Genomic DNA, 23,898 nt, shown 5'->3' on the forward strand with positions numbered 1-23,898 from the left:
AGTTTAATAGTTAGTATGACAACTATCTAGAACGAACAAAGTTACATTTTTTTATCAAAACAGCGCGGAGACTTGCATTCTACCAACATGTACGACCCGGTCCAAACCCTCTGAGTTTCTTCCCTCATAGACCAAATTGAGTTGTAAACCTGTTCCAATCTTTTGAAGCCAACTTAAGTTCCAGGTGACATTGGTGCCCGGAGTGAGTGCCTGCAGCATTTCATAGCCTACCGGAGAATTTATTTCCCCATTGTAATCGATTTGGATCAGTTTGAGATTTCCCATTAGGGTGGTCTTGATAGCCTTTGCATACCTCAAATCCAATCCGACTTGGTGGGTTCTTGCCCTTTCTTCGTACTCGATGTTTTGGGTATTCTCTTTCCCCGTGAAGGAATAATTGCCAGTGATTCTAAAAAAGGGAGAAGGCTGCCAGGCTAATTCTGGTCCGATCATACTCTGGTTGATCGTGTAATTCCGATTTTCCAGAAAATCAGAAGCAGATACTCGGTTACCCAATCCTCCAATCAGTCGTAATGTAGTGATTGAGTTAAAATTGTATCGGGTATTGAGTTTCCAATCCTTTTGAATTTGGTCTTCAAATCCCCCGGACAGCAACTGCTTAAGCTGGGAGTCGAAGAGAGACAGGTCTAACCCATATTTTGCGGATGCCCTGTTAAAAAAGAAGGTGGTTCGGATTACCTGTCTAAGTGAGATAATTTCATTTCGGTCTATTCCACCAATAAAAGGATTGATCCGTACCCAGAACTCATCTGAAGTCACTTTTTTTTCCACGCTGAGACTGGAGGTATTTGAAAACTTCAAAAGAAAAGCTTTCAAGCCTCCTTGATTTTTCCAATCCTCTGGAAATCTGGCTTGCAGTCGGTAATTCAACAGGGTGGAATAGGCTTGTATATAGGTATCCGTCGGGACAAAAACCTTGATATAGAGCTTCTCCTCCGGATTGATGGCAAGGTAAAACTCGTTGAGCTGCTGGATTCCATCCCCATTATCATCTCTCCAAGTATGGGTGCCGTCTCCATTTGGGGCAGGCAAAAAGACAAATTCCCGCTGAAGTTCCCGTCCATTGCCCAAGGCATAGCTTATTTCATTTCGAATGAGGTTTTTACCGAGAGAACCTGTGTAGTCTATTTTTCCCAACAAGGTCAACTCAGTAGGCAATTCTCTTTGCAGAAATTCAAGTTCACGGTAAGTAAGCGTACTGGTAAGGCTGTGTTGATCCCACTGTTTGCGAAAAGCAAAATTGGTGGTGAATGCCTGCGTATCATCCAGAAGTTTTCCATCAATCGGCAATCGATCCTGTCGCCAAGCTGCGTCGGCAGAAAAAGCATACCTCAGCGAATCGTTGCTTTTCAGAAATACAAGGTGTTCTTTAAAATTCATTGCTGTCCTGAGAACCGAATCCCGCTCTGACTGTTTCAACGCATTCTGATCCAAAGAAAATTGGTATCCGGGAACAAGAATTTTGGAACGGTAACTCACGTTTCCTACATACCTGACCCAATCCGTTTGGAGGGTATCTTTATCGGCATTCAGGCGAAAGAAATCCTGCCTAACCCAGATTCTTTTCCCTAACTCGGCGTTCCAGACGGCATTATGCTGAACTCCATTGAGTTTATCAGCACGATTTCTCAGGTAGATTTTATAAAGAAAATTATTTCTGGAGTCTTTTTCCAAGGCAAGTTGAGTCCAAAATAGACGCTCTGCAGCAGCCTTTTCCAAATCTACGGGATCCAATCCCCAATCTCTGTCAAACTCGATATACCTAAAGCGGTCAATAAAATTGAAATTGGTCGAATTATATTCCAGTTCAGTTTGGGCCTTTATTCGGTAGCCTTTCAACGCACCGATTTCCCGGTCCTCGGATTGAACCCCCAATTTCCACGCTAATCCCTGATTATCTGCATCATCTTCAGTGGAAAAAAGGTTTTGATCCTGTGAGGAAAGCGCCAGCTCCGTATATACTTTTTCATGACTTCCCAATTTCAATCTGGTGCCGGCCGTAGTCATGCGTTTTGAATCCGGTGCGGGAAGTTGAGTTAAAATGGAATAATCCGCCTGAGGCTGACCATTGACTCGGGGCACAAACTCAAACACCGTCCCATTGGCCAATTGATTGATTCGCCTATAATCTCCCTGACCCAGAGGGACCTGGGAAAATGAAAGTGCAAAATGAGCCTTTTGGGGATCTGTAGAATATCGATAATAAGTGATCAACCGGCCTAGATCATCGACGTCTTCTACTTTTTCATACAAAATGCGTGTAGGATCAAACGCCACTGAATCAATTCTAGGAATCACGGCATCTTCCACCTCATCACCTACAGAAGCCAAAAGTGCCTGTTCTTCGGGAGAAAACTCCGTAAACAGAGGTCTGTTCCGATTGTCCTTTTCTTGATAATAATTCAGATAAACGTCCATCTTCCCATTGCTTTGCAGGTGATTGGCCCCCAAAATGGATCGAGAATAATTCCTCTCTGCAAACTCAAAGTCAACTCTCACCCTTGAATATTGAGTAATCAGGACTTTAGGCGTAAATGTGATTTCGGCCTGATTGTAGTCGATGACGTAATCGGCATTAAAACCTCTTTGCAATAATCTTCCATCCAAAAATACCCGCTCCGAATTAGCCATGATAATCACAAATCGCTCTCCATTCGGTCCATTGACCCGATAAGGACCTAAAACCCCTTCCAAAACAGGCACTTGGATAGAAGCAAATTTGCCTTTAGCTACTGAAGCAAACCCTTGAGTACTTGATTTCCAATTAGCTTTCAGTTGGTACTGAGTAGTCAGTTGGATTCCCTGGACATTTTTATAATAACGCAAAAATTCAGATTGCCTCTGCTGAAGTACTACATCCCCTGCCGCAAGTCTGAAATTATCATTGTAAAGCTCTATAAGCACATTATCGAAATCCTGAATTTGCTGGGTATTCCCCTCTGGCTGGAAAGGAACATTCTGATCGGTAATACTGGCCCGGATTTTCAGATTTTCTCCGATCTCTCCTTCCAGTTGCAGATTCAAAGCCGAATTGACAAAGACATTCTGGGTATTCCCAAAGGACACTCCTCTTGTCAAACTTCCTGTTTTGTAAAGAGTAGAACTAGGAAAAAGCTCTTCCTGAATATCCAATGGACTTACGGCAGCCACTCTGTTATCCTTAAACATTGCTGTGGAGTCATAATCCTCTGCCAAGGTTCTTCTTGCAAAACTCCTGTCCAACCTTACAGCCAACGTTTTATAACAAATCTGCACTGAATCAGGTCTACTCTGTTCAGGAAATCTGATTTGAAGGGTTCTTTGTGAGGTAGAGTATACAAAAGGAAAGGAGTTGCCCTGCAGATCAGAAACCCGAATACTTGCCTCAATTGCAGTGAGTGAATCGAGAACTTGCGGAGATTCAAAGTCTTTGGAAATGACCCAACGGCATTTTTCCTGTGCCGCAGCTGTAAGCAAGGAGGCAAAAAATAAAATCCAAGAACAAATCAATCGGCGCATCAGACCCTTTGAAACTTTTTCTTTCAAGGTACTAAAAAGCCCAAACTATTGAACTAGCGGAAAGGTGAGGTAGAAAGTGGTGCCCTTGCCAACTTCTGTCTCAAACCAGATTTTCCCACCTGCGGTCTCCACTCCACTTTTGGCAATGGCCAAGCCCAATCCGGAGCCTTGGCTTTTTGTACTGAAATTTGGAATAAAGATTTTGTCCCGCAGATCATTGGGTATTCCCTTGCCATTATCCGTGATTTCTAAAAAAACCGCCTGCTCAGTCATCCATAACCATATCCGAATGTGGGGTGTTTTACCAGGCTCAACAGCCTGAATCCCATTGATGATCAAATTAGAAATTACCCGTCCAAACAATTTATCATCCCCCATGATCGGAATATGCTCTGTGTAGGAATCATCCTGAAAGTCCAGTTGGATGCGCTTGTCGTTGATAAACAGGTCTAAGACTTTATTCAACACCTGCTTAAAGTTCATCAACTCATTTTTGGGCAATGGCATTTTGGCAAAAGTAGAAAAAGACGATGCTATGCCACTCAGTGCATCCACTTGGTGGATGAGGGTTTCAAGTGATTTTTTAAGCTTTTCCTGATCCTCAAGCTTCCCCTCCTGCTCCAATCTCAGCAAATGTTGAAGAGTCAACTTCATAGGCGTCAGCGGATTTTTGATTTCATGCGCCACCTGTTTGGCCATTTCTCTCCAAGCGGATTCCTTTTCGGTTGAAGCCAAGACTTTCTTACTGGCCTCCAGCTTATAGAGCATGTTATTGTATTCGTTGACTAAGAGACCAATCTCATCTTTGGATGCCCAGTGCATGGGTTCGTTGTTGTCCAGACTGGTAGCCTTTAGTTTCTGAGTAAGCAATTTAAATGGAAGAGTCAGGTGCTTGGAAACGAAAGAGGAAACGATCAAAAACAGGATAAAGATGACTACGAAAGCATTGAAAATATTGCTGAGCACATCTGAAATGAGCGAGTTAAGCTCCGACTCAGACTCAAAAAATGGAACAGCCAAAATCCCTATCACGGATTGGTCTATTTGGGAAGGCACCGCAAGGTAGACCGTTTGGTACCGAAGCTTTCCTATCTGTTCTTCGACTAATACTTGAGAAAGGTTTTTTTCTATTATTCCTGCCAATGCGGCCGGATTAATTTGAGGCGCAAGAATCTTTTTTTCAAAAATATTGCTGCGATTAGAAGCTTCCAGGAAGCCTTCTTTGGTATACAAATGAATATCACTGGCAATCGTATTTGCGAGAGAATTAACCTCTTCATTGAGCAGGTCCCGATCTAAAGAAGATGGGTTTTGATTGCTGAAAAAGGAAACCAGATTGCTTTTAATTAGCGTGGCTTTTTGTATGTACTGCCTATTTAAGTCATCTCTGTAGCTTCCTGCCAATAACCCTATCGTGATAATGGATATGATGATGATGGGAAAAAAGAAAGCGAAATTAAGGTAAAGCTGAAGTTTGGTGGAATAATTAAACTCGAAGTTTCTATACCCCTTCAGCAAGGTATTGAGCAGAATGGCCAGGAAAGTCAAAAACACAAAGGCAACAAAAAACAGAGAAATATTTCCGAAAAATCGGGATATAGAATTGATCGGAGAAGACAGAATAATCAACTCATCTCCATTTCGAACCCCGAAATGATGATACCCCATAGCAATGATCCCCGATTCAAACAACTGCTCCCTAGTAAGCTCATTTTGAAATTCTTCTTGATAGAAGTTAAATGTGCCAGAGCTCCGAATCAGCTCTCCCTCTCTGAAGACCGCATAGTCGAACGAAACCGGATCCAGCTTTTCTGCATACTTTTTATCCAAGAGTAATTTTGGATAGACACTACCTGCCTGGATTCTCAATTGGTTCAGCTCCAGATAGATCGTCCCAAGCAGGTTGTTTTCCCTCACTATCGGAATAAAGGAGACAAACTTATTTCCCAAGCTGGTTTCTTTTCCTCGGATGAAATATAAATCTCTGACTCCGGTGGCATAATCACTTTTCACAAAGGTCTGCCTAAGGTCTCTTAAATCTCCCCCATCTGTGGGGCCCAAGATTTGAGCTCCTGAAGACGAAAAAACCCGAATAAGAACTTCAAATTGATCAAAATAATTGTCCAGATAGATCTTTCGGATCTTGGTCTCTATGGGATCTTTGGATAGTAAAGGATCGGCAAGACGATTTTGGATAAAGAGGTCGTTTTTCAACCGCGAAAAAATATCACCCAGGAAAAATTCCGTCATGACATCATTCTCAATAAGATTCTGATTGGCAAAGCTGACCTTAGATTGGATCAACCGTTCTCGTTCTGTTTGAAAAGTACTGATCCCCGAAATCACCGCTGTGACCAGGCAAGCATAAAAAAACGTCAGAAAAGTATCTAAACCAAGGCGAAAAACATTTTGAAAGAGTTCAAACCGGATAATGGTGAATAAAAAAATAAAATGGATCAACCCTGCGATTCCCACCCAAAATCCGGAAACAAAACAAAACACCAATACGGGAACAGCCCAAAAAAGAAGGAAACGATAGCAAATGGATTTATCCCTATTGACATGGAGCAACAAGCTAATCAGGGTAAGGCTCAACAGGACATATACGGAGCCCCATAGGAAAAGAATCAAAAAGCTCAGCCCCTTAAACCAATCAAATGAAGGAATAGAGCGTATATCAAGGATCCATTGGGAATTGAAAATCAAATCTCTTGGCAAAAACCAAATTAATCCGAATAGAAAAGTAGTACCAATAAGCACCAAGAGAATTGCCCATTCCAAACGGAATTTTTGGCTCCAAGAAATGGACTTTTGAAAGGTGATTTTTGAAGCCAATTGAAAAATCACCAAACCAAGAATAAGTACAGCACATAACGTATTGAGCAACAAATCTCCCAGGCTGGGATTGAACCAAGAGCTGGCATAATTGGAGGGGTCAAACAATGGGAAATCAAAAAAATCACCTGGAAAATCCAAGCTAATCATCCCCAGTCGGATTAAAGCCAAAATCAGGAATCCATACCCTATGGTCTGCCAGGGATATCCTTTTCTCCACTTCTTCCTCAGAAAATCGAAGCTAAACAGAAAATAAAGGAGAAAGACAGAGCAAATGAAAATCAACAATGGGGTATTGGAAACCCTACCTACAGATTCAAAACCCAATTGGAAATTGATTCCAAAGAGGAATTTTCCCGATTCACTCTTGATTTGGTAGTTTCCCTCCTCGGGATTGGAAAAAATCTGAAATCGGTCATTTCCAAATATTTCCGGATTGGGCCCTGTTTTTACATAGTCATTTTCGATAGTTCCAGGCCAGATCAAACGGAAAGTTTGTACGAGAAAATAATCCGAGGTATTTCTTTTTAATTTTCTGATTTTCACCAAAAAGGTACCAAAAGGATCTTCCAAGACTTGGTACTCTTTGCTTAAATCCAAATTGGCAAAATCCAAGGTAACCGTGAAATCGGACCAAAAAATCAATTTCCCCTCAGGGTCAAGAATGAAAAACGGCTGAGAATGCTTCTGTTTGCTGATTCCATCAAAACTAATAGGCTCTTCTGGCCTGATGTCCATCAAAATTTGAATGAAATCTTCATCAAATTTTTTGTCGACTTGATGAATTCTCCTTTGGATAGATTCCAAGTATTCCTCTTCCTGACTTTTCTGAAAAACAAAAAAATTCAGGATTAATACGATCAACAGAAGAAAGACACTGATCAAAATGACCAATGTGCGAATGGGGAGTTTCATCATGCAGGCTAAAAATAAAAAAGCAAAGTCTGCTATCAAACTTTGCTTTCTGTTCTCTTATCTGACGGTCAATTTTGCTTTCTTTTTCTTGGCAGTCCTATACCAAAAAAATCCGATAATTGCCGCCATCAAATAAGGCATCACAAAGAGATAGAGTATCCCATTGTTGAGTCCTGCACCTATGGTAGTCTCTCCGTTACTTACGTTATTTTCTACCGAAGCCCTACACATCGCACATTGAGCTGATGCTGTAAGATGTAGAAAAAGAGCAAGAAGAGAAAGAAGGCTTACTTTGAGTTTCATATCACTTTTGAATCATGCTAAGACTTAGGTTCAAGCCTTAGTGGGTGTAATAAGGAGAGATCATCAAATAAACTATGACACCCGTAACCGAGACATACAACCAGATCGGGTAGGCAAATTTAACCACTTTCCGGTGTTTTTCCTTTTGATCAGTATACCCATAATAGTAGGCAAACAGAATCGGAAAAAGCGCAACCGCTGCAAGAAGAATATGGGAGATCAAAAGGAAGTAATAAATAGGCCTGACAATCCCTTCACCACCGAAAGAAGTACTTTCGGCAGCCCCATGATAGATTACATAAGAAACCAGAAAGACAGCACCCAGCACAAAAGCGACTGTCATCGTAGCGCCATGTAAGGAATATTTCTTCTGCTTGATGAAAACCAAACCCACAATCAAAGCAATGGATGCAGCTGTGTTGATGACAGCATTCAGGTGAGGAAGAAAATACACCCAATCGCCAAGAGAGGTGATTTTTGCAGGCATAAACAGGAGCACTGCCACCGCCAGAGGAATGGCAATGGAAATTCCTATAATCCAATTTTTGACTTTTGCTTCATTTTGAAGCGCTACAGAATTACTTGCTTTTGTCATGTAACAACACTTTTGTTTCCAACATCAATAAATCCACATCTTCACGGTTTGTTCCGCTATAGTATCCACGAATCCTTCCCTCTTCATCAATCAGGATAAATTTGTCACTGTGCACGAAATCATCCGGAACCCCGTTGCCATCCAAAGTAGGAAGGATAAAGCCACAACGGGCTAATTGATAGGTTTCTTCTTTAGGACCTGAGAGAAAATGCCATTTGCCGGAAATAGCATGATGCTCATTGGCATATTCCTTTAAAATCTCCGGAGTGTCGTACTCAGGATCTATACTGATAGACATGATCTGGACTTTTGTTTCATCCCGAAACATGTCATTCACACGTTCCATTTCTTTGGACATCACAGGACAAATGCTCGGGCAGGAAGTGAAGAAGAAATCCACGATGGTGATTTTCCCCCGCATTTGAGCTCTCCCGATTTTTTGACCATCCTGATTGGTAAAGGAAAATTCAGGAATATAATGCTGGGAGCTATCAGAAACGGGGCATTCCTTAAAAGGATTATCGACTCCGTTCTGAAAATAGATGGGAAGGTCGTATTCATTAGTGCCGAACCCTCTCAGAAACATAAAGATCAAAACAGGGATCAGTAAAATGCATACTAGAACCATTCCCTGAAGAATTCTCAAACTTCGCATATGGAATATTTAACAAAAAAGAAGGTTGAAGTGATTCACTCCAACCTGCCTTTTTTTAAGATTATTTATTTTCTTTTTACCAACGCATCAAAAAGATGTCAGAACCTTCCTTGATCAAAGCAATTACCAGCCATACCAAGAAAATCAAAGGCACAATGATGGAATAGAATAAGGGCTTCACTTCATCCCCAAGGTGCATAAACTCCATCATGATATATTTCGCCTTCCAGATTGTCAGGATAATAAACAGAGCATAAAGAAGAATACCTCTGTCCATTGTAAAGGCCATGATAAATTCCGCAACCGTGATTGCAAGAAGGATACCTGCTGTTTTCCAGATTTTCTTGATCTTCTCCTCGTTTCTAGGCTCTACTTGGAGCGTGGATTTAGTGTCTTGAATTTCCATATTTCGAAGATTTTTTAAGCTTAGATCAGATAGAACAAAGTAAATACGAATACCCAAACGAGGTCAACAAAGTGCCAGTAAAGGCCAATCTTTTCTACCATTTCGTAGTGCCCGCGCTTGTCGTAAACGCCTACCGCGGCCTGATAGAAGCAAAGGAATAACAGGAACACCCCTACTGTTACGTGGAACCCATGGAAACCGGTAATGAAAAAGAATAGCTGAGCAAAAGCAGCAGGCCCATATTCATTGACCATAAGGTTGGCACCAAATACTGTCTCGGTGACACTCTGACCTAAACCATTGACATAGGTAAGAACAGAACCCGCATCCGTACCATGGATAAAGTGAGACCATTCCCAAGCCTGACAGCTCAAAAATGTAATACCACCCAGCAAGGTCCAAAGCATCCATTTTACCACGTCAGCTCTGTCATTTCTATGACCGGCTTCTACCGCCAATACCATCGTAACTGAGGAAGCAATCAAAATGAAAGTCATGATACCTACGAATACAAGCGGTGCATGAACTCCATGTAAGAAAGGAACTGCTTCGAAAACAAGTTCAGGAATTGGCCAGTATTCGTTTGATCCTACAAAACTGTCCAAAGGACCTTCGTAAGCTGGATAGCTGACGCGGATAGCCAAATAGCTAATAAGAAATGCAGCAAAAGTGAAGATGTCGGAGAGCAGGAAAAACCACATCATGAGTTTTCCATAGCTGGCTTTAAGGGGTTCGTTACCTCCACCCCAAACGCCTCTTTTCGAGCTTACTCCAATAGCAGTAGAATGCGCAGACATAAGTTATTTATTTGTACCAGGTTTTATTTAATGATTCAACAGCAAAAACATGAATAGATAAAGCCATAACCCTCCCAGAAAATGCCAATAGGTGGTTGCCATTTCCATTGTATTGAGAGATTTGGAATGAACCTTCAGTCTGAAGGTCGAAATTAGCACAATAATCAGAAATATCACACCACTGATCAGGTGCAAAGCATGCAATCCGGTGAAAACATAAAGGAATGATCCTGCAGGATTGCCTACAAAAAACACATCTCTGTCCACCAAAGCTACCCAACTATACCATTGACCAACCAGAAATGCAATTCCCAAGAGAACAGTGGCTACCATACCCATTCTTAGCCCGAGGAAGTTATCCCTCTTAGCCGAATAATAGGACCATTGGAGAGCTACAGAACTCAAAATTACGATTCCGGAAGTCACCCAGAAAATCTCAGGAAGATCATACTCCAGCCAATTTCCTTCAGATTGGCGAACAATATACGCACTAGTCAAGGCAGCGAAGATCATTACTACGGTCACCATGAAGAGCCACAACGCAAACTTCTTGGGATGCATGCTGATGGGCTGCTCCACGATATCAATATATTTCAGTTCTCTTTCCATGGCATCAAGGCATTTTATCTAATAGGTAAGCGATCTGAACTATGGGAAGGTAAAGGAAAGAACCAAACATGATTTTTAGAGCCGATTTTCTGGAGCAATCCCTCATCAAAGAAAAAGTTTGAGCCAGAAATAGAACTCCACAGACGGTAGCTACAATGCCTGAATTAAGACCTGTTAATCCGAAATAACTAGGCAAAAGACCGAGTGGAAGAAGAAACAAAGTGTAAATCATGATCTGAATGGCGGTATTCAGATCCTGACCACCTCCACTAGGCAACAGTTTAAAACCGGCTCTTTTGTAATCCTCGTCACTAACCCAAGCAATGGCCCAGAAATGTGGAAATTGCCATATAAATTGAATACCGAAGATGATCAGCGCCTCATAAGTAATCTGACCCGTAGCGGCAGTCCAACCCAACAAGGGAGGCATAGCACCCGGAATCGCTCCCACAAATACTGCAATTGGCCCAACTCGTTTCAAAGGAGTATAAGCAAATACGTAAAGTATCATGCTTAGAATACCAAGCCAAGTAGTCAGTGGATTGGTGAAAAACCAAAGAAGGAAGATACCTAAGACAGCAACAAAGGTGGTAAACCAATAGGCTTCCTGAAGAGAAATGATCTGAAGAGGAAGCGGCCTGTTTTGGGTTCGCTTCATCAGCTTATCAAGGTCACGCTCCATGATTTCATTGGCTGCCCCAGAGGCGCCTGAAATCAAGAAACCACCTAAAGCCAAACCGAGGAAGCCTGACCAACCAAAACTAGCGCCACGATCTCCTAAGATGTAACCAAACACCGCAGAGAAAGTGACCAAAGCTGAGAGTCTTAGCTTGATCAAATCCGAATAAGCCTTAATTCTAGATAGTATTAGGGCAGATATAGAATGGTCAGTTACGTCAACTGTCCTCATTATCACATGGTGTTAAACTCGACTTTAATTTGATCTCTTAACTGAAGAATTAGAATAAACTGAATTCCCAAGATTAGAGACCCTAATAACAAATGTACCGGCTGAAGAAACGCCGGAATCCCAAAATAGGCCATACCTATACCGGAGCCTATTTCGAGAAGGAGAACAACCATTAAAAGTTGACTCCAAAGATTTACCTTTGATTTTCTCTTGGTGAACTTAAATGCCCAAAAGAAATACAATAGGTGGATTCCAAGAAGAAGAAGTGAGAAAGAACGGTGAATCAGGAAATCCAAACCCACTCTGTCTACCCATTCCTCTCTAAGCATATTACCTAGCGCAAAAGAAATCTGATCTATCTTCTCGCGTACCTGAGTTCCCAAAATCACTTGGATGAGCATTAACACTGTACCCAACACAAGGATCCATTTTACTTTTTTAGGAACTGGATTCTCTGCATTAGTTCCTGCCATAAGCCGGTAAGACCTATGATTGATGTACAAGAGTACTGCAACTAAGGCTAATGCAAGCAACATGTGGAAGGTAATCATCCAGTGAAGCAAATTTGTGGAAACCACAATAGAACCAATCCAACCCGTAAACAAAACAAGGAACAAGGCAAGAAAGGAATTTAAGGGTATCCACTTATCAATTTGCCAAAGCTTAAGAGACTTTACAACTGTCCCTATGATCAAAAGACCAATAACTACACCGATCAATCGATTGATATATTCAATCCAGGTCTTAGTCGCATTGAATTCCTCCTCTACTAGAATAGACTTATCATTTGCTATCTGATCAGCTGCTTCGCGGAATCCCAGTTTTTCAAGTGTCGCTACAAACCTTTCGTTTTTAGCCAGTCTTTTCTCCAGATAAATCTCCTGATAATTTTTTGGGAGCTGATCCACACTTGTGGGTGGAATCACACTCCCAAAACATTTTGGCCAATCGGGACATCCCATACCAGAACCGGTACTCCGGACTATCCCACCTACCAGGATGAGAAAATAAACAGCTATCACCGTCAGAGTAGACCAACGGCGAAAGCTGTTTAAATTTTTATTAGTGTTTGGATTCATTTGCTACCAAAACCTCAGCCTCATCTTTCATGATTTCCAATTCAAGCTTCACAAGCTCTTGCTCGTGAGGAAGGTTAGATTCTGGAGTTTGAGATAATGGAACAGTCTGAGGAATGAAGTCTTCAGCGGCACCAGGTTTAGAGTAGTCGTAAGGCCAACGATACACAGTCGGGATCTCTCCTGGCCAGTTACCATGACCCGGTTCAATTGGAGTAGTCCATTCAAGGGTAGTTGATCTCCATGGATTCTGAGTAGCTTTTCTTCCTCTGTACATGCTGTAGAAGAAGTTGAACAAGAAGATAAACTGAGCAGCAAAGGTGATAATAGCGGCAGCAGATACAAACATGTTCAAATCAGTATACATGTTGGAAAACTCGAAGTTAGTCCATGAATAATACCTTCTTGGGAAACCGGCAATACCAATGTAGTGCATAGGGAAGAATACCATATATACACCTACAAATGTCAACCAGAAGTGAACATAACCCAATCTGGCATCCATCATTCGACCAAACATCTTAGGGAACCAGTGATACACACCAGCCAAGAGACCGAAGAAAGAAGCCGAACCCATAACAAGGTGGAAGTGGGCTACCACAAAGTAGGTATCATGCAACTGAATGTCGATCGCAGAGTTACCTAAGAAAATACCTGTCAAACCACCGGAAATAAAGAACGATACAAGACCAATAGAGAAAAGCATTGCCGGAGTGAAAATCAAGTTACCTCTCCACAGAGTGGTCAGGTAGTTGAATACTTTTACAGCCGACGGAACTGCAATAATCAGTGTCAAGAACATGAAGATAGACCCCAAGAAAGGATTCATACCTGACACAAACATGTGGTGTGCCCAAACGATGAAGGAAAGAATGGTAATTCCCAACATCGAAATAATCATTGCCTTATATCCGAAGATAGGTTTACGGGCATTAGTAGCAATAACTTCCGAAGTAATCCCTAAAGCAGGAAGCAATACGATGTAAACTTCAGGATGCCCTAAGAACCAGAACAAGTGCTGGTAAAGAACAGGGCTACCACCTGTGTTTGGAAGTGCTTCACCCGCTACGTAAATATCAGACAAATAGAAGGAGGTTCCAAAGCTACGGTCAAATACCAACAGCAAAGCGGCTGCGAACAAAACAGGGAAAGACAAAAGACCAATTACAGCAGTCAGGAAGAACGCCCAAATGGTCAGAGGAAGTCTGGAGAATGACATCCCTTTGGTTCTCAGGTTAATGACTGTAGTAATATAGTTAATACCACCCAGCAATGAAGATGCAATAAAGAATGTCATCGCTACCAACCACAGTGTCATACCAAGACCGGAACCAGGAATCGCCTGCTCAAGCGCGGAAAGTGGAGGATATACTACCCAACCACCACCAGCCGGACCCGTTTTAATAAACAAAGAGATAAACATGATCACACTGGAAAGGAAAAAGAACCAGTAAGAAAGCATGTTCATAAAACCGGAAGCCATGTCACGTGCACCGATCTGAAGTGGAATCAGGAAGTTGGAAAACGTACCACTCAAACCTGCGGTCAATACAAAGAACACCATGATGGTACCGTGCATTGTGACCAAAGCGAGGTAAAAAGTAGGATCAAGTTTACCAGTCTCATCTATCCATCCACCTAGCAAGGGGCGAAGAAACTCCAGATTCATGTCAGGAAAACCTAACTGAAGTCTGAAAAGGATAGACAGGAAACCACCAATAATCGCCCAGAAAATACCGGTCACCAAAAACTGCTTACCGATCATTTTATGGTCAGTACTGAAGATGTACTTTGTTATAAAATTATCATGATGCTCATGATCGTGATGATCGTGAACTGCGGCGTCATGATGTGCAACAGATGCTGTAGCCATAACCTATAATTTTATTTTTTACTTTCGCTCAATTGAATTTCTGCAAGTTCCTTTACTTCAGGAGTCAAGCCTTCTGCTAAAGAAGGATTCTGCTGAATAAAAGACTTCTGTTCCGACAACCACTTCTGGTAGGCCTCAGGCTCTACCACTTCAATCACCTTCTTCATAGAGAAGTGCCCACGCCCACAGATTTCTGTACAAGCGATTTCATATTCAAATTCAGGATCATTCAATTCTGCTCTCATTTCTTCGGTAGTCTTGGTAGGTACAAACCAGAAACGAGTTGGCATACCGGGAACGGCATCCATTTTTAATCTCATGTGAGGAGCAAAAACAGAGTGCAATACATCACGCGCTCTAATTTTAAACAACACAGGCTCACCCTTAGGAATTACCACTCTTGGAGAAGGAAAATCATCCAAAGAATTTTTATCGGTAAAATCAATACCATGAGAATTGGAAGCAGTGATCAATCTATAATCATGATCACCAAGAACATTATCCTTTCCAGGATAGCGGACGTCCCAAGCAAATTGGTAACCCATGATTTCCACAACATGGGCTTTTTCAGGAGCAGGTGCGGTAATATCAGACCAAGCCATCCATCCGGATATAACCAAACCAGCCAAAACAACACCCGGAACAGCTGTCCAAATGATTTCTAACTTGTTGTTGTCAGGATAGAAAGTGGCTTTTCTGTCTTCTTTATACTGATACTTGTATGGGAAGATGAACAAAAGAACGTGCGTAATTAGAAAAACCACACCGGTCACAGCCATGGTAATCCAAAACAAACGGTCGGTTACAACCCCATGTTCGGAGGCAATTGGCAATTGGTAATTATCAAATTCCTTGATAGAATACCAAAACATCAGAATCCCAGTACCCACCAGGAAGAGTACAAACAGAATAGCATTGATTTTATTGCTACCCGTCGCAATTTTCTTGTCTGATCCTTTAACGACAGACACCAAGGTCTGAATTCTGTAAACCATCCAAATAATGGACAACAACAGAAGAACCCCTACTCCAATCAGAAATCCGTACATATCTTATTTTTTTCGGATAAATAATTAAATGTGATGATTATAGCTTTCTTCAAGCATTGGGTGATTTTTAGCAATCAGGTTTTTCTTCGCCAGACCTCCAAGCACCACCAACGCCACCGCTGAACCGTAAACCAGGAACATACCCACTTCCATCAAACCAATACCTCCATTGTGTCCCAAAGTACCGGGCTGAACCATCAAAAAGAAATCAATCCAGTGACCTACCAACAAGATGGAACATACCAATTTGAGGAAAACCCCATGCCTTTTGGCATCTCTTGTCATAAGAACTAAGAAAGGCAAGAAGAAGTTTAGAGCCAAATTCACAAAAATGAATGGACTGTAAACATCACTGGTCAATCTTTCCACAAAATAGACTGTCTCCTCAGGGATGTTGGCATAATAGATCAACAAGAACTGAGAAAACCACAGATAAGTCCAGAATATGGAGAAACCAAATACGAATTTGCCAAGGTCATGCACATGGTTTTCATTGACCATTTCAAGATATCCTTTTCCTCTCAAGAAAAGAACAAGAAGCGTGATGGCAGAAAGGCCAGATACAAACCAAGAAGCAAAAACATACCATCCGAAGAGAGTAGAGAACCAGTGCGTGTCAATAGACATTACCCAGTCCCATGCTGCCACCGAAGAAGAAACTGCAAAGAAAACAAGAAAGTAAGCGGACCAACTTCTCATTTTAAACCAGTGCGAGGTACCACCCAATTGATCTTCCTGATCAGAGATCTTCTTGAACTTATTGAAGAAGAAAACCCAGAAAGTAAAGAAGATTACCATTCTGGCAATGTAGAAGACAGGGAAGGTTCCCTTTTCCATTGGCCAATAAAAGAATGCTCCTTTACCATCGATGATCTTGTCGTATTGAGGATCATTCTTGTCAAATAAATAAGCATGCGTCCAGTGGAATAGATCATGATTTGCAATGAAGAAAGTGGCAATCATTAGAACAGCAGCGATTGGAAGCCAGTTTCCAAATGAAAGCATTACTCTCAAAATTGGAGTAGACCAACCAGCCTGAGCTGCAAATTGGATAGCGAAAAAGAATACACCGACAATGGCAATACCAGTAAAGAATACGTTATTGATCCAAAGATTGGCATAAAGCCTTTCATACCAATGGAAGGCATGACCACCGGCTTCGCCAGCTTCCTCATGATGACCTCCTGTCATTGCAAGAACAATTCCAATACCCAGAAGGATTGCACCGATGACCAAAACGGTCATGATCGACTTTTTAATCGAAGCAGAGAAATCAAATCTCTGATCTAAATTATAATGATGTTCGCCGTGATGAGCCATGATTAATTAGCTGGGGTTACTTGTGCTACCGCGGTAGAATCTGCTACAGGAGCTGCCTCTGCAGCCACAGCCTGACCTTGGATAACTTGTTTAACATAGTGAACAATTTTCCATCTGCTTTCAGCAGGAATCTGAGAACCATGAGCTCCCATTCGGCCTTTACCCTTGGTAATTACGTGGAAAATATGGCCTTCCGGAAGATTCACGTAAGCGCCACCTTTAAGATTGGCTACACCTCCGATTACTTCACCGGCTTTACCGTCACCTTCCCCGCCTTTACCATGGCAAGCGTTACAATATTGCAAATAGAGTTTTTCTCCATCTTTTAAAACTTGCTCTGAAGAAGCAACCGGATTTTTGATCAAAGCAGCCTGGTCAAGCTCAAATTGCTTTAATCTGTGGGGCAAATAGCCCTGCTTATTTCTTGGAACAGTATTTTCAACTGGTTCTCTCATGTTCATCCCATTCGGGTTATGAACATTGGAGTTGAAAAACTCTCCTTTTCCATCTTCTCTGTTGGATAGCCAAGAGCCCTGAGATTCATCTTTGATTTGAGTCAACGGCTCATAAGCTACAGAGTGATACATCTGAGGCGCATACTCTAGCCCCGGATTGTCGCCACTAGCCTTGCATCCAGCCAAAAGGGAAACGGCCAGAGCAGAACCTGCGAATAGTAATGCGTTAGCAATTTTCATATATCCGGTATTTCTATTCAAAACTTTTATTATTCACTTCTGTAGCACCTGAAGACTTAAGAATCTCCTTGATCTTCTCCACTTCTATCGCGCTGTTGTTGGCAATATCAATGGCCATTACATGCTTATCATCGGTGATTCTGAGATCGAAAATTCTTGGCTGAGCCCAAGGCTTCAAATTAGAACTAACCATGAAAACACCAACCATTCCGAAAGCCGCTAAAAGCACTGTCATTTCGAAAGACACTGGGATAAAATCAGGGAAAGCAGCATAATCTTTACCTCCGATAATCATGGGCCAATCAAATTTCATCATATAGAACTGCATGGTCAGCGCCAAGCTTGTCCCAAGCATCCCAAACAAGAATGCTGCAATAGGGAGACGGCTTCTTTTGTAGCCTAACACATGCTCCAATCCGTGAACGGGATAAGGAGAGTAAACTTCGTGGATTTTAACACCACTGCCTCTTACTTTTTCAACGGCATGGAGCAATACGTCCTCATCGTCGTACACCCCAAGAATAAAATGAGTATCTCTTTCCATGATTATTTGTGCACTTTATCAGATGAAGATTTCAATACAGACTTAACCTCAGCCATGTTGATTACAGGGAAGAACTTCGCGAATAGGAAGAACAAAGTAAAGAACAAACCAAAGGTGAAGAGGTATACCCCGATATCAGCCCAAGTTGGGTAGAACATTGCCCAAGATGAAGGAAGGTAATCTCTGTGTAGAGAGGTAACGATAATTACAAAACGCTCAAACCACATACCGATATTCACCACCAAAGACAAAAGGAAGGTAGCAACGATTGAGGTACGAATTTTCTTGAACCAGAAAAGCTGTGGAGAGATTACGTTGCATGTCATCATTGACCAGTAAGCCCACCAGTAAGGACCTGTTGCTCTGTTGATGAATGCATATTGCTCAGCGGCTACACCAGAATACCATGCAATAAAGAATTCTGTGATGTATGCGATACCTACGATAGAACCCGTGATGATGATTACAATATTCATCAACTCAATGTGTCCCATGGTGATGTAATCTTCCAACTTGAACACTTTTCTAGTGATGATCATCAAGGTCAATACCATCGCAAAACCAGAGAAAATCGCACCGGCTACGAAGTATGGAGGGAAGATAGTCGTGTGCCATCCAGGGATTACCGAAGTGGCAAAGTCAAAGGATACGATCGTGTGAACTGATAGTACCAGGGGAGTGGCAAGACCTGCTAGAATCAAGGAAACGGATTCATACCTCATCCAAGTTTTAGCTGCACCGTCCCAACCAAAAGAAAGCGCACCATAAATGGTTTTTCTCAAACCAGTGGCACGGTCACGGATAGTTGCAAAATCCGGGATCAAACCGATATACCAGAACACAAGGGATACTGAGAAATAGGTAGAGATCGCGAATACGTCCCAAAGAAGCGGAGAGTTAAAGTTAACCCAAAGCGAACCAAAAGTATTTGGAAGAGGAAGTGCCCAATACGCACCTAACCAAGGACGTCCCATGTGGATTACTGGGAACATTGCCGCACAGATAACGGCAAAGATGGTCATCGCCTCTGCAGCACGGTTGATGGATGTTCTCCATTTCTGTCTGAAAAGCAACAAAACTGCTGAAATCAGCGTACCGGCGTGACCGATACCCACCCACCAAACGAAGTTGGTGATATCCCAAGCCCAACCTACGGTCTTGTTAAGACCCCACATACCAATCCCTTCCCAAAGGGTGGCAAGAAGGGCAATAGATCCTAAAGCCAATACACCGGCGGCAGTCAGGAAAGCCAAAAACCAAAGTTTGGTTGGCTTGCCTTCTACCTGACGTGCCACATCATATGTCACATCATGATAGGATTTACCTCCGGTAACTAACGGCTCGCGTACGGATGAAGTAACCTGCATAGTTTATAAAATTATGATTACGCTTCGTTTTTCTCTTTATTTCTGATCTTGGTGAAGTACCAAACGTTAGGGCTTACGTTGATTTCTTCCAACACGTGGTAAGCTCTTTCTTCACCCACTTCTTTGATTGCAGAGTCAGTCTCTTCAATCTTCAAAAGTTTGGAGACTCGGCTATTTGGATCATTCATATCACCAAAAACCAAAGCATCAGTAGGACAAGCTACTGCACAGGCTACATTCACCTCACCGTCTTCCAGCTTACGCTTCTCACGCTTAGCTGTCAATTTACCAGCCTGAATACGCTGCACGCACATGGAGCACTTCTCCATCACACCACGTACTCGAACTGTCACATCCGGGTTCAATACCATTTTGCCCAAATCGTCGTTCTGAGCAACGTTCACACCCGCAAATTCTTTATTGTCGTGATACTTGAACCAGTTGAATCGACGTACTTTATATGGACAGTTGTTAGCACAATATCTAGTACCAATACATCTGTTGTAAGTCATTTGGTTAAGACCCTCTGAAGAGTGAGTGGTTGCAGCTACTGGACATACCGTTTCGCAAGGTGCATTATTACACTGCTGGCACATCATAGGCTGGAAGGTGACTTCAGGATTTTCGGAAGCAACTTCCAATCCGCTCAGATCATCAGCCGCAGCATCAGAAGAGTAGTAACGATCAATTCTGATCCATGCCATTTCTCTTCTGTTCAACACTTCCTGCTTACCTACTACAGCCACGTTGTTTTCAACCTGACATGCTACAGTACAAGCTCCGCAACCAATACAAGAGTTCATATCGATAGCTAAGCCCCAGTGATGCTGGCTATACTTATGTCCACTCCAAAGAGATATTTTAGATGGTTTCACAAATTCACCATCCTTATAAATTTCAGGCTTATAGCGACCGGCAGAAGCGTCCGCTTTGTATTCTGTAAGGGTAGCCTCTTGGATCACGTTTTCACGCGCCATGAAGGTCTGATGAGTTTGTGTACGTGCAATTTTGTAGGAATCAGCTGTAACAGCTACCTCTACTCCTGCTGTGATATCGAAATTCACAAAGCCTTTGGAAGCATCTAAAAGATCGTAAGCATTAACACCTACTCCATCCGCAACGCGACCGGCTTTAGTTCTACCATAACCCAATGCAAGACCAAAAGTACCATAAGCTTGACCTGGCTGAACCAAAATAGGAACTACAAGAGTCTTACCGTTTACCGAAATCTGGGCTTTCTTTGTATTTTCCTCTACCATGGTTACTCCGTTTTCTGAAGCCCACTTTTGAGAAACTGTCAGGTAATTGTCCCAAGTAGCTTTGGTAATTGGATCCGGCATTTCCTGAAGCCAAGGATTGTTGGCAAAAGTACCGTTTCCAATACCTACTTTAGAATAAATCACCAATTCAGCCCCAGCATTGTCAGCCTTGTAGGCTTTAGCTACCTCTGCGGCTGCAGAAGAAGCATCGGCAATCGGAGCCACTGCCACAGGCACTGGTTCAACGGCAATTACACCATTGAACAAAGATCTATCCCAAAATTCTTGGAAAGAGACACCATTACCCAAAGTGGAATAAAGCGTAGCATTCCAATTGGCCTGGAGGTAATCATAATAGTTAGAAGTGGAACCTGCCCAAGTTAAGAAAGAGTCCTGAGCCTGACGGGTGTCAAACAAAGGCGAGATTGTAGGCTGAGCAAGAGAGAATTGACCTTTCTTAGGCTGATAGTCATTCCAGGATTCCAAGAAGTGATGATCCGGAGCAACGACCTGTACCAAAGAAGAAGTCTCATCCAAGGTTCCATTGGTGGCGATACTTACTTTAGCTTTGGCGATTCCTTCAGCAATTTCAGCACCTCTTACATGGTCATATACAGGATTACAGTTATAGAAAATAACAGCTCCTACTTGTCCGCTCTTCAATTCAGTGATGAATTGATTCATTCGAGCGTCGTTACCTTTTCTGAAGTATACTGGAGTAGAAAAATCTACTGTCGCACCGTTGTTTCCAAGAAGCTCGTTAATCGCATTTACCACGATCTGAACATTTGGATCGTTTGAACCCGAAACGACCAAAGAAGCTCCTTTTGAAGCCCAAAGATCATTTGCTGCTTTATCAAGATTCGCAATTTCAACTTTGCCTGCAGTAAAAGTTGCCGCCCCTGCTTTAGTAGCGATAGCATTGTATAGCGCCAAAACAGCCAAACCAGACTGAGAAGCTTTGATTGGAGTTCTGTAGTCCGCATTCGCACCTGTCAGAGACAAGTTGGATTCAAATTGATAATGACGGGACATTTCAGCCTTCTCCTTGCTGATTTTTCTTGTCTTTGCATAAGCAGCTGCAAATTCAATAGGAGAAATCCAAGTTCCCAAGAAGTCTGCTCCGAAGGAAACAATGGTTTTGGCCTTATCGAAATGGTAGGAAGGAATAACAGCCTGACCATAGAAGGTCTCAGCAGCCTTAGAAATACCATAGTTTGAGATCGGATCATACATGATCACTTCAGCACCTCCAAAAGCAGCACCAAATTCCTGTAAAGCTTTCTCTGTGGTAGGGGATAAAATTGTATTAGCTACAATTTTTACGGCGCCAGCGGAAGCAAGCTTAGATTTAACCTGCTCATCCACTGTTTTCCAATCAGACTTAGCACCTGCTACCATAGGACCAGTCAATCTTTGCTTATCATAAAGAGAAAGCACAGAGGCTTCTACGATTGCATTGACCTTACCTTTATTGATAGGAGAAAGTTCGTTCCCGTCGATCTTTATAGGACGACCTTCTCTGGTTTTCACTACTACAGCCGCATAGTCACCTCCTGAAGCGAAAGTGGAAGCATAATAGTTGGGTATGGATGGGTTGACATCCACTGGCTTATTCACATAAGGAATGGCCTTTCTCACGGGAGCTTCGCATGCCGCCAAAGAGGCTGCCGCCAAACTGAATCCCATTAACTTGAGAAAATCTCTTCGGGAAGCACTGCCATCCTCATTAAGATTGGTAGGAAGCTCTGGAAACTCCCTGTCGGCATGCTTTACAAACTCCGGATCGTTGCTGAGTTGCTCGAGCCCTTTCCAGTAGGTTTTTTTATTTTCCTTCATTTTTATTTCTAGGAATGAATTAGCAAAAGGATAAGGAATTAATAGTGGCACTTAGCACACTCCAGGCCTCCGATGTCTTTTACTTTCAAAGCATCTTTGGAGGTAGAGTGAAGTTGAACCAACTTATCATAGTAAGCATTGCCCTCGGTAGCAATTTCCGTCTGTCTGTGGCAATCAATACACCAGCCCATTGTCAATGAACTATGCTGTCCTACCACTTCCATTTCTTGAATAGGACCATGACAAGTCTGACATTCGATACCACCAACTGCCACGTGTTGAGCATGATTGAAATAAGCAAGATCAGGGAGATTGTGGACCCTCACCCATTCAATGGGCTGATTATTATCGACGGCATTGTAAATCTTCTGGATTTCAGGAGAAATTCCTTCTTTGCCACCCACATTTTGGATATGAGTATGACAGTTCATACAAATATTGGCTGAAGGGATATTGGCGGATTTACCGATCTCAACCCCAGTGTGGCAATACTGACAGGCTATTTCATACTGACCGGCATGGAGAGCGTGTGAAAATGCGATAGGCTGGGCAGGAGCATAGCCTTGCTGTACACCTACGGAATACAAACCATCGATAGCTGTCTTGGCAACCAAAGCAACAACAAGAGCGGTAACAATAATGATAAACGCATCACTTTTAAAAACTTTGGAGACATCTGATTTCTGAGATATAAACTCTTTGTCGTCCTCTGACAGGTCCTGCTTGTTGATGTATTTGGTAAGAACTGAGATAATCAGTCCCAAAACAACCAAGATCAGCAAAAGAACTATCACCAAGACACCCAAGATGATGGTCAGGTATTCACTTGGAATACCTCCACCTGCGCCGGCACCCGCAGCATCTCCGCCGGCAGTTGCAGCTGCCGCAGTTGGGTCTACTTTGTCACCGTACTCAATGTAGGCCAAAAGGTTGTCCAGATCGCCATCGCTCAAAAACTCGTGAGCAGGCATTACAGTATTGTTGTACTCCTTATAAAGTGCGTTGGCGTACGCATCTCCGGATGCGATTACAGCCTGGGAATTCTTGATAAAGCTTTTTGCCCAAGCAATAGACTGTCTGTCAGTGATACCTCTCAGCGCTGGACCTACACTTTTCTGGTCTAGCTTGTGGCATTGTTTACAGTTTGCATTGAAGACAGTCTTACCTGCTGCAATCGCCTCATCACTGCTTGCCACAGCTGGATCTACAGCATACGCCGAGACCCCAATCAGCATGAAAAACAGCACTGCCAGTGTCTGGAAACTCAATCGAATCCCTACTAACGAGCGTTTGGATAACATATTATAGCTAATTAAATAGTTTATACGGTTC

18 protein-coding genes are annotated in these 23,898 nt (G+C 42.5%); all 18 read right to left on the bottom strand.

The genetic code is table 11. The features are described from left to right. Nucleotides 1–54: 54 nt before the first annotated feature. The 18 genes from DDT91_RS07950 to DDT91_RS08035 all read right to left on the bottom strand — a co-directional run bounded on the left by DDT91_RS07950 (nucleotide 55) and on the right by DDT91_RS08035 (nucleotide 23,867). A complete protein-coding gene (locus DDT91_RS07950) occupies nucleotides 55–3,519 on the bottom strand; it encodes a hypothetical protein (protein ID WP_255502048.1) in 3,465 nt (1,154 codons plus the stop codon). A 45-nt stretch (nucleotides 3,520–3,564) separates the two neighbouring features. Then, entirely contained in the window at nucleotides 3,565–7,272 is a 3,708-nt protein-coding gene (locus DDT91_RS07955; protein WP_187175649.1) for an ATP-binding protein, read from the bottom strand. 54 nt (nucleotides 7,273–7,326) lie between these two features. Further along, entirely contained in the window at nucleotides 7,327–7,572 is a 246-nt protein-coding gene (locus DDT91_RS07960; RefSeq protein ID WP_187175650.1) for a hypothetical protein, read from the bottom strand. Nucleotides 7,573–7,609: 37 nt separating this feature from the next. Continuing rightward, nucleotides 7,610–8,167 (bottom strand): DUF420 domain-containing protein, encoded by a 558-nt coding sequence (locus DDT91_RS07965; RefSeq protein WP_187175651.1) that lies wholly within the window; start codon nucleotides 8,165–8,167, stop codon nucleotides 7,610–7,612. Continuing rightward, nucleotides 8,151–8,822, bottom strand: a complete 672-nt coding sequence (locus DDT91_RS07970) for an SCO family protein (protein ID WP_187175652.1) — start codon at nucleotides 8,820–8,822, stop codon at nucleotides 8,151–8,153. Before DDT91_RS07970 ends, DDT91_RS07965 begins: the two co-directional genes overlap by 17 nt. A 76-nt stretch (nucleotides 8,823–8,898) precedes the next feature. Next, the gene (locus DDT91_RS07975; protein ID WP_187175653.1) at nucleotides 8,899–9,228 is read right to left on the bottom strand and encodes a cytochrome C oxidase subunit IV family protein; all 330 of its coding nucleotides are present in this window, start codon (nucleotides 9,226–9,228) and stop codon (nucleotides 8,899–8,901) included. A gap of 20 nt (nucleotides 9,229–9,248) precedes the next feature. After that, nucleotides 9,249–10,025, bottom strand: coding sequence for a cytochrome c oxidase subunit 3 (locus tag DDT91_RS07980; protein WP_187175654.1), 777 nt, complete (start codon nucleotides 10,023–10,025; stop codon nucleotides 9,249–9,251). 27 nt (nucleotides 10,026–10,052) lie between these two features. Then, entirely contained in the window at nucleotides 10,053–10,634 is a 582-nt protein-coding gene (locus DDT91_RS07985) for a cytochrome c oxidase subunit 3 (RefSeq protein ID WP_187175655.1), read from the bottom strand. Between the two features lie 4 nt (nucleotides 10,635–10,638). Then, entirely contained in the window at nucleotides 10,639–11,544 is a 906-nt protein-coding gene (cyoE, locus tag DDT91_RS07990) for a heme o synthase (protein WP_187175656.1), read from the bottom strand. A gap of 2 nt (nucleotides 11,545–11,546) precedes the next feature. After that, entirely contained in the window at nucleotides 11,547–12,623 is a 1,077-nt protein-coding gene (locus tag DDT91_RS07995; RefSeq protein ID WP_187175657.1) for a heme A synthase, read from the bottom strand. Next, complete coding sequence (locus DDT91_RS08000; protein ID WP_187175658.1) at nucleotides 12,607–14,493, bottom strand: cbb3-type cytochrome c oxidase subunit I; 1,887 nt, start codon at nucleotides 14,491–14,493, stop codon at nucleotides 12,607–12,609. Before DDT91_RS08000 ends, DDT91_RS07995 begins: the two co-directional genes overlap by 17 nt. Before the next feature lie 11 nt (nucleotides 14,494–14,504). Further along, nucleotides 14,505–15,542: a cytochrome c oxidase subunit II gene (locus DDT91_RS08005; RefSeq protein WP_187175659.1), complete on the bottom strand. Its 1,038-nt coding sequence runs from the start codon at nucleotides 15,540–15,542 to the stop codon at nucleotides 14,505–14,507. A gap of 24 nt (nucleotides 15,543–15,566) precedes the next feature. Then, nucleotides 15,567–16,862 carry a quinol:cytochrome C oxidoreductase gene (locus DDT91_RS08010; protein ID WP_187175660.1) on the bottom strand — a complete coding sequence of 432 codons (1,296 nt, stop codon included), beginning with the start codon at nucleotides 16,860–16,862 and terminating at the stop codon, nucleotides 15,567–15,569. Between the two features lie 2 nt (nucleotides 16,863–16,864). Beyond that, nucleotides 16,865–17,557 carry a cytochrome c gene (locus DDT91_RS08015; RefSeq protein ID WP_187175661.1) on the bottom strand — a complete coding sequence of 231 codons (693 nt, stop codon included), beginning with the start codon at nucleotides 17,555–17,557 and terminating at the stop codon, nucleotides 16,865–16,867. A 13-nt stretch (nucleotides 17,558–17,570) separates the two neighbouring features. Beyond that, nucleotides 17,571–18,101, bottom strand: coding sequence for a DUF3341 domain-containing protein (locus tag DDT91_RS08020; RefSeq protein ID WP_187175662.1), 531 nt, complete (start codon nucleotides 18,099–18,101; stop codon nucleotides 17,571–17,573). A gap of 2 nt (nucleotides 18,102–18,103) precedes the next feature. Further along, nucleotides 18,104–19,468: an NrfD/PsrC family molybdoenzyme membrane anchor subunit gene (gene nrfD / locus DDT91_RS08025; RefSeq protein WP_187175663.1), complete on the bottom strand. Its 1,365-nt coding sequence runs from the start codon at nucleotides 19,466–19,468 to the stop codon at nucleotides 18,104–18,106. Nucleotides 19,469–19,485: 17 nt separating this feature from the next. Continuing rightward, complete coding sequence (locus tag DDT91_RS08030; RefSeq protein WP_187175664.1) at nucleotides 19,486–22,566, bottom strand: TAT-variant-translocated molybdopterin oxidoreductase; 3,081 nt, start codon at nucleotides 22,564–22,566, stop codon at nucleotides 19,486–19,488. 38 nt (nucleotides 22,567–22,604) lie between these two features. Beyond that, complete coding sequence (locus tag DDT91_RS08035; protein ID WP_187175665.1) at nucleotides 22,605–23,867, bottom strand: c-type cytochrome; 1,263 nt, start codon at nucleotides 23,865–23,867, stop codon at nucleotides 22,605–22,607. Nucleotides 23,868–23,898 lie beyond the last annotated feature (31 nt).

The sequence above is a fragment of the Algoriphagus sp. AK58 genome (genome assembly GCF_014324365.1).
GTDB lineage: Bacteria > Bacteroidota > Bacteroidia > Cytophagales > Cyclobacteriaceae > Algoriphagus.

What these genes read in the sequence shown, in the direction of transcription:
- DDT91_RS07950 (WP_255502048.1), bottom strand. Translation starts at nt 3,519, where the DNA reads ATGCGCCGATTGATTTGTTCTTGGATTTTATTTTTTGCCTCCTTGCTT.
- DDT91_RS07955 (WP_187175649.1), bottom strand. Translation starts at nt 7,272, where the DNA reads ATGATGAAACTCCCCATTCGCACATTGGTCATTTTGATCAGTGTCTTT.
- DDT91_RS07960 (WP_187175650.1), bottom strand. Translation starts at nt 7,572, where the DNA reads ATGAAACTCAAAGTAAGCCTTCTTTCTCTTCTTGCTCTTTTTCTACAT.
- DDT91_RS07965 (WP_187175651.1), bottom strand. Translation starts at nt 8,167, where the DNA reads ATGACAAAAGCAAGTAATTCTGTAGCGCTTCAAAATGAAGCAAAAGTC.
- DDT91_RS07970 (WP_187175652.1), bottom strand. Translation starts at nt 8,822, where the DNA reads ATGCGAAGTTTGAGAATTCTTCAGGGAATGGTTCTAGTATGCATTTTA.
- DDT91_RS07975 (WP_187175653.1), bottom strand. Translation starts at nt 9,228, where the DNA reads ATGGAAATTCAAGACACTAAATCCACGCTCCAAGTAGAGCCTAGAAAC.
- DDT91_RS07980 (WP_187175654.1), bottom strand. Translation starts at nt 10,025, where the DNA reads ATGTCTGCGCATTCTACTGCTATTGGAGTAAGCTCGAAAAGAGGCGTT.
- DDT91_RS07985 (WP_187175655.1), bottom strand. Translation starts at nt 10,634, where the DNA reads ATGGAAAGAGAACTGAAATATATTGATATCGTGGAGCAGCCCATCAGC.
- cyoE (WP_187175656.1), bottom strand. Translation starts at nt 11,544, where the DNA reads ATGAGGACAGTTGACGTAACTGACCATTCTATATCTGCCCTAATACTA.
- DDT91_RS07995 (WP_187175657.1), bottom strand. Translation starts at nt 12,623, where the DNA reads ATGAATCCAAACACTAATAAAAATTTAAACAGCTTTCGCCGTTGGTCT.
- DDT91_RS08000 (WP_187175658.1), bottom strand. Translation starts at nt 14,493, where the DNA reads ATGGCTACAGCATCTGTTGCACATCATGACGCCGCAGTTCACGATCAT.
- DDT91_RS08005 (WP_187175659.1), bottom strand. Translation starts at nt 15,542, where the DNA reads ATGTACGGATTTCTGATTGGAGTAGGGGTTCTTCTGTTGTTGTCCATT.
- DDT91_RS08010 (WP_187175660.1), bottom strand. Translation starts at nt 16,862, where the DNA reads ATGGCTCATCACGGCGAACATCATTATAATTTAGATCAGAGATTTGAT.
- DDT91_RS08015 (WP_187175661.1), bottom strand. Translation starts at nt 17,557, where the DNA reads ATGAAAATTGCTAACGCATTACTATTCGCAGGTTCTGCTCTGGCCGTT.
- DDT91_RS08020 (WP_187175662.1), bottom strand. Translation starts at nt 18,101, where the DNA reads ATGGAAAGAGATACTCATTTTATTCTTGGGGTGTACGACGATGAGGAC.
- nrfD (WP_187175663.1), bottom strand. Translation starts at nt 19,468, where the DNA reads ATGCAGGTTACTTCATCCGTACGCGAGCCGTTAGTTACCGGAGGTAAA.
- DDT91_RS08030 (WP_187175664.1), bottom strand. Translation starts at nt 22,566, where the DNA reads ATGAAGGAAAATAAAAAAACCTACTGGAAAGGGCTCGAGCAACTCAGC.
- DDT91_RS08035 (WP_187175665.1), bottom strand. Translation starts at nt 23,867, where the DNA reads ATGTTATCCAAACGCTCGTTAGTAGGGATTCGATTGAGTTTCCAGACA.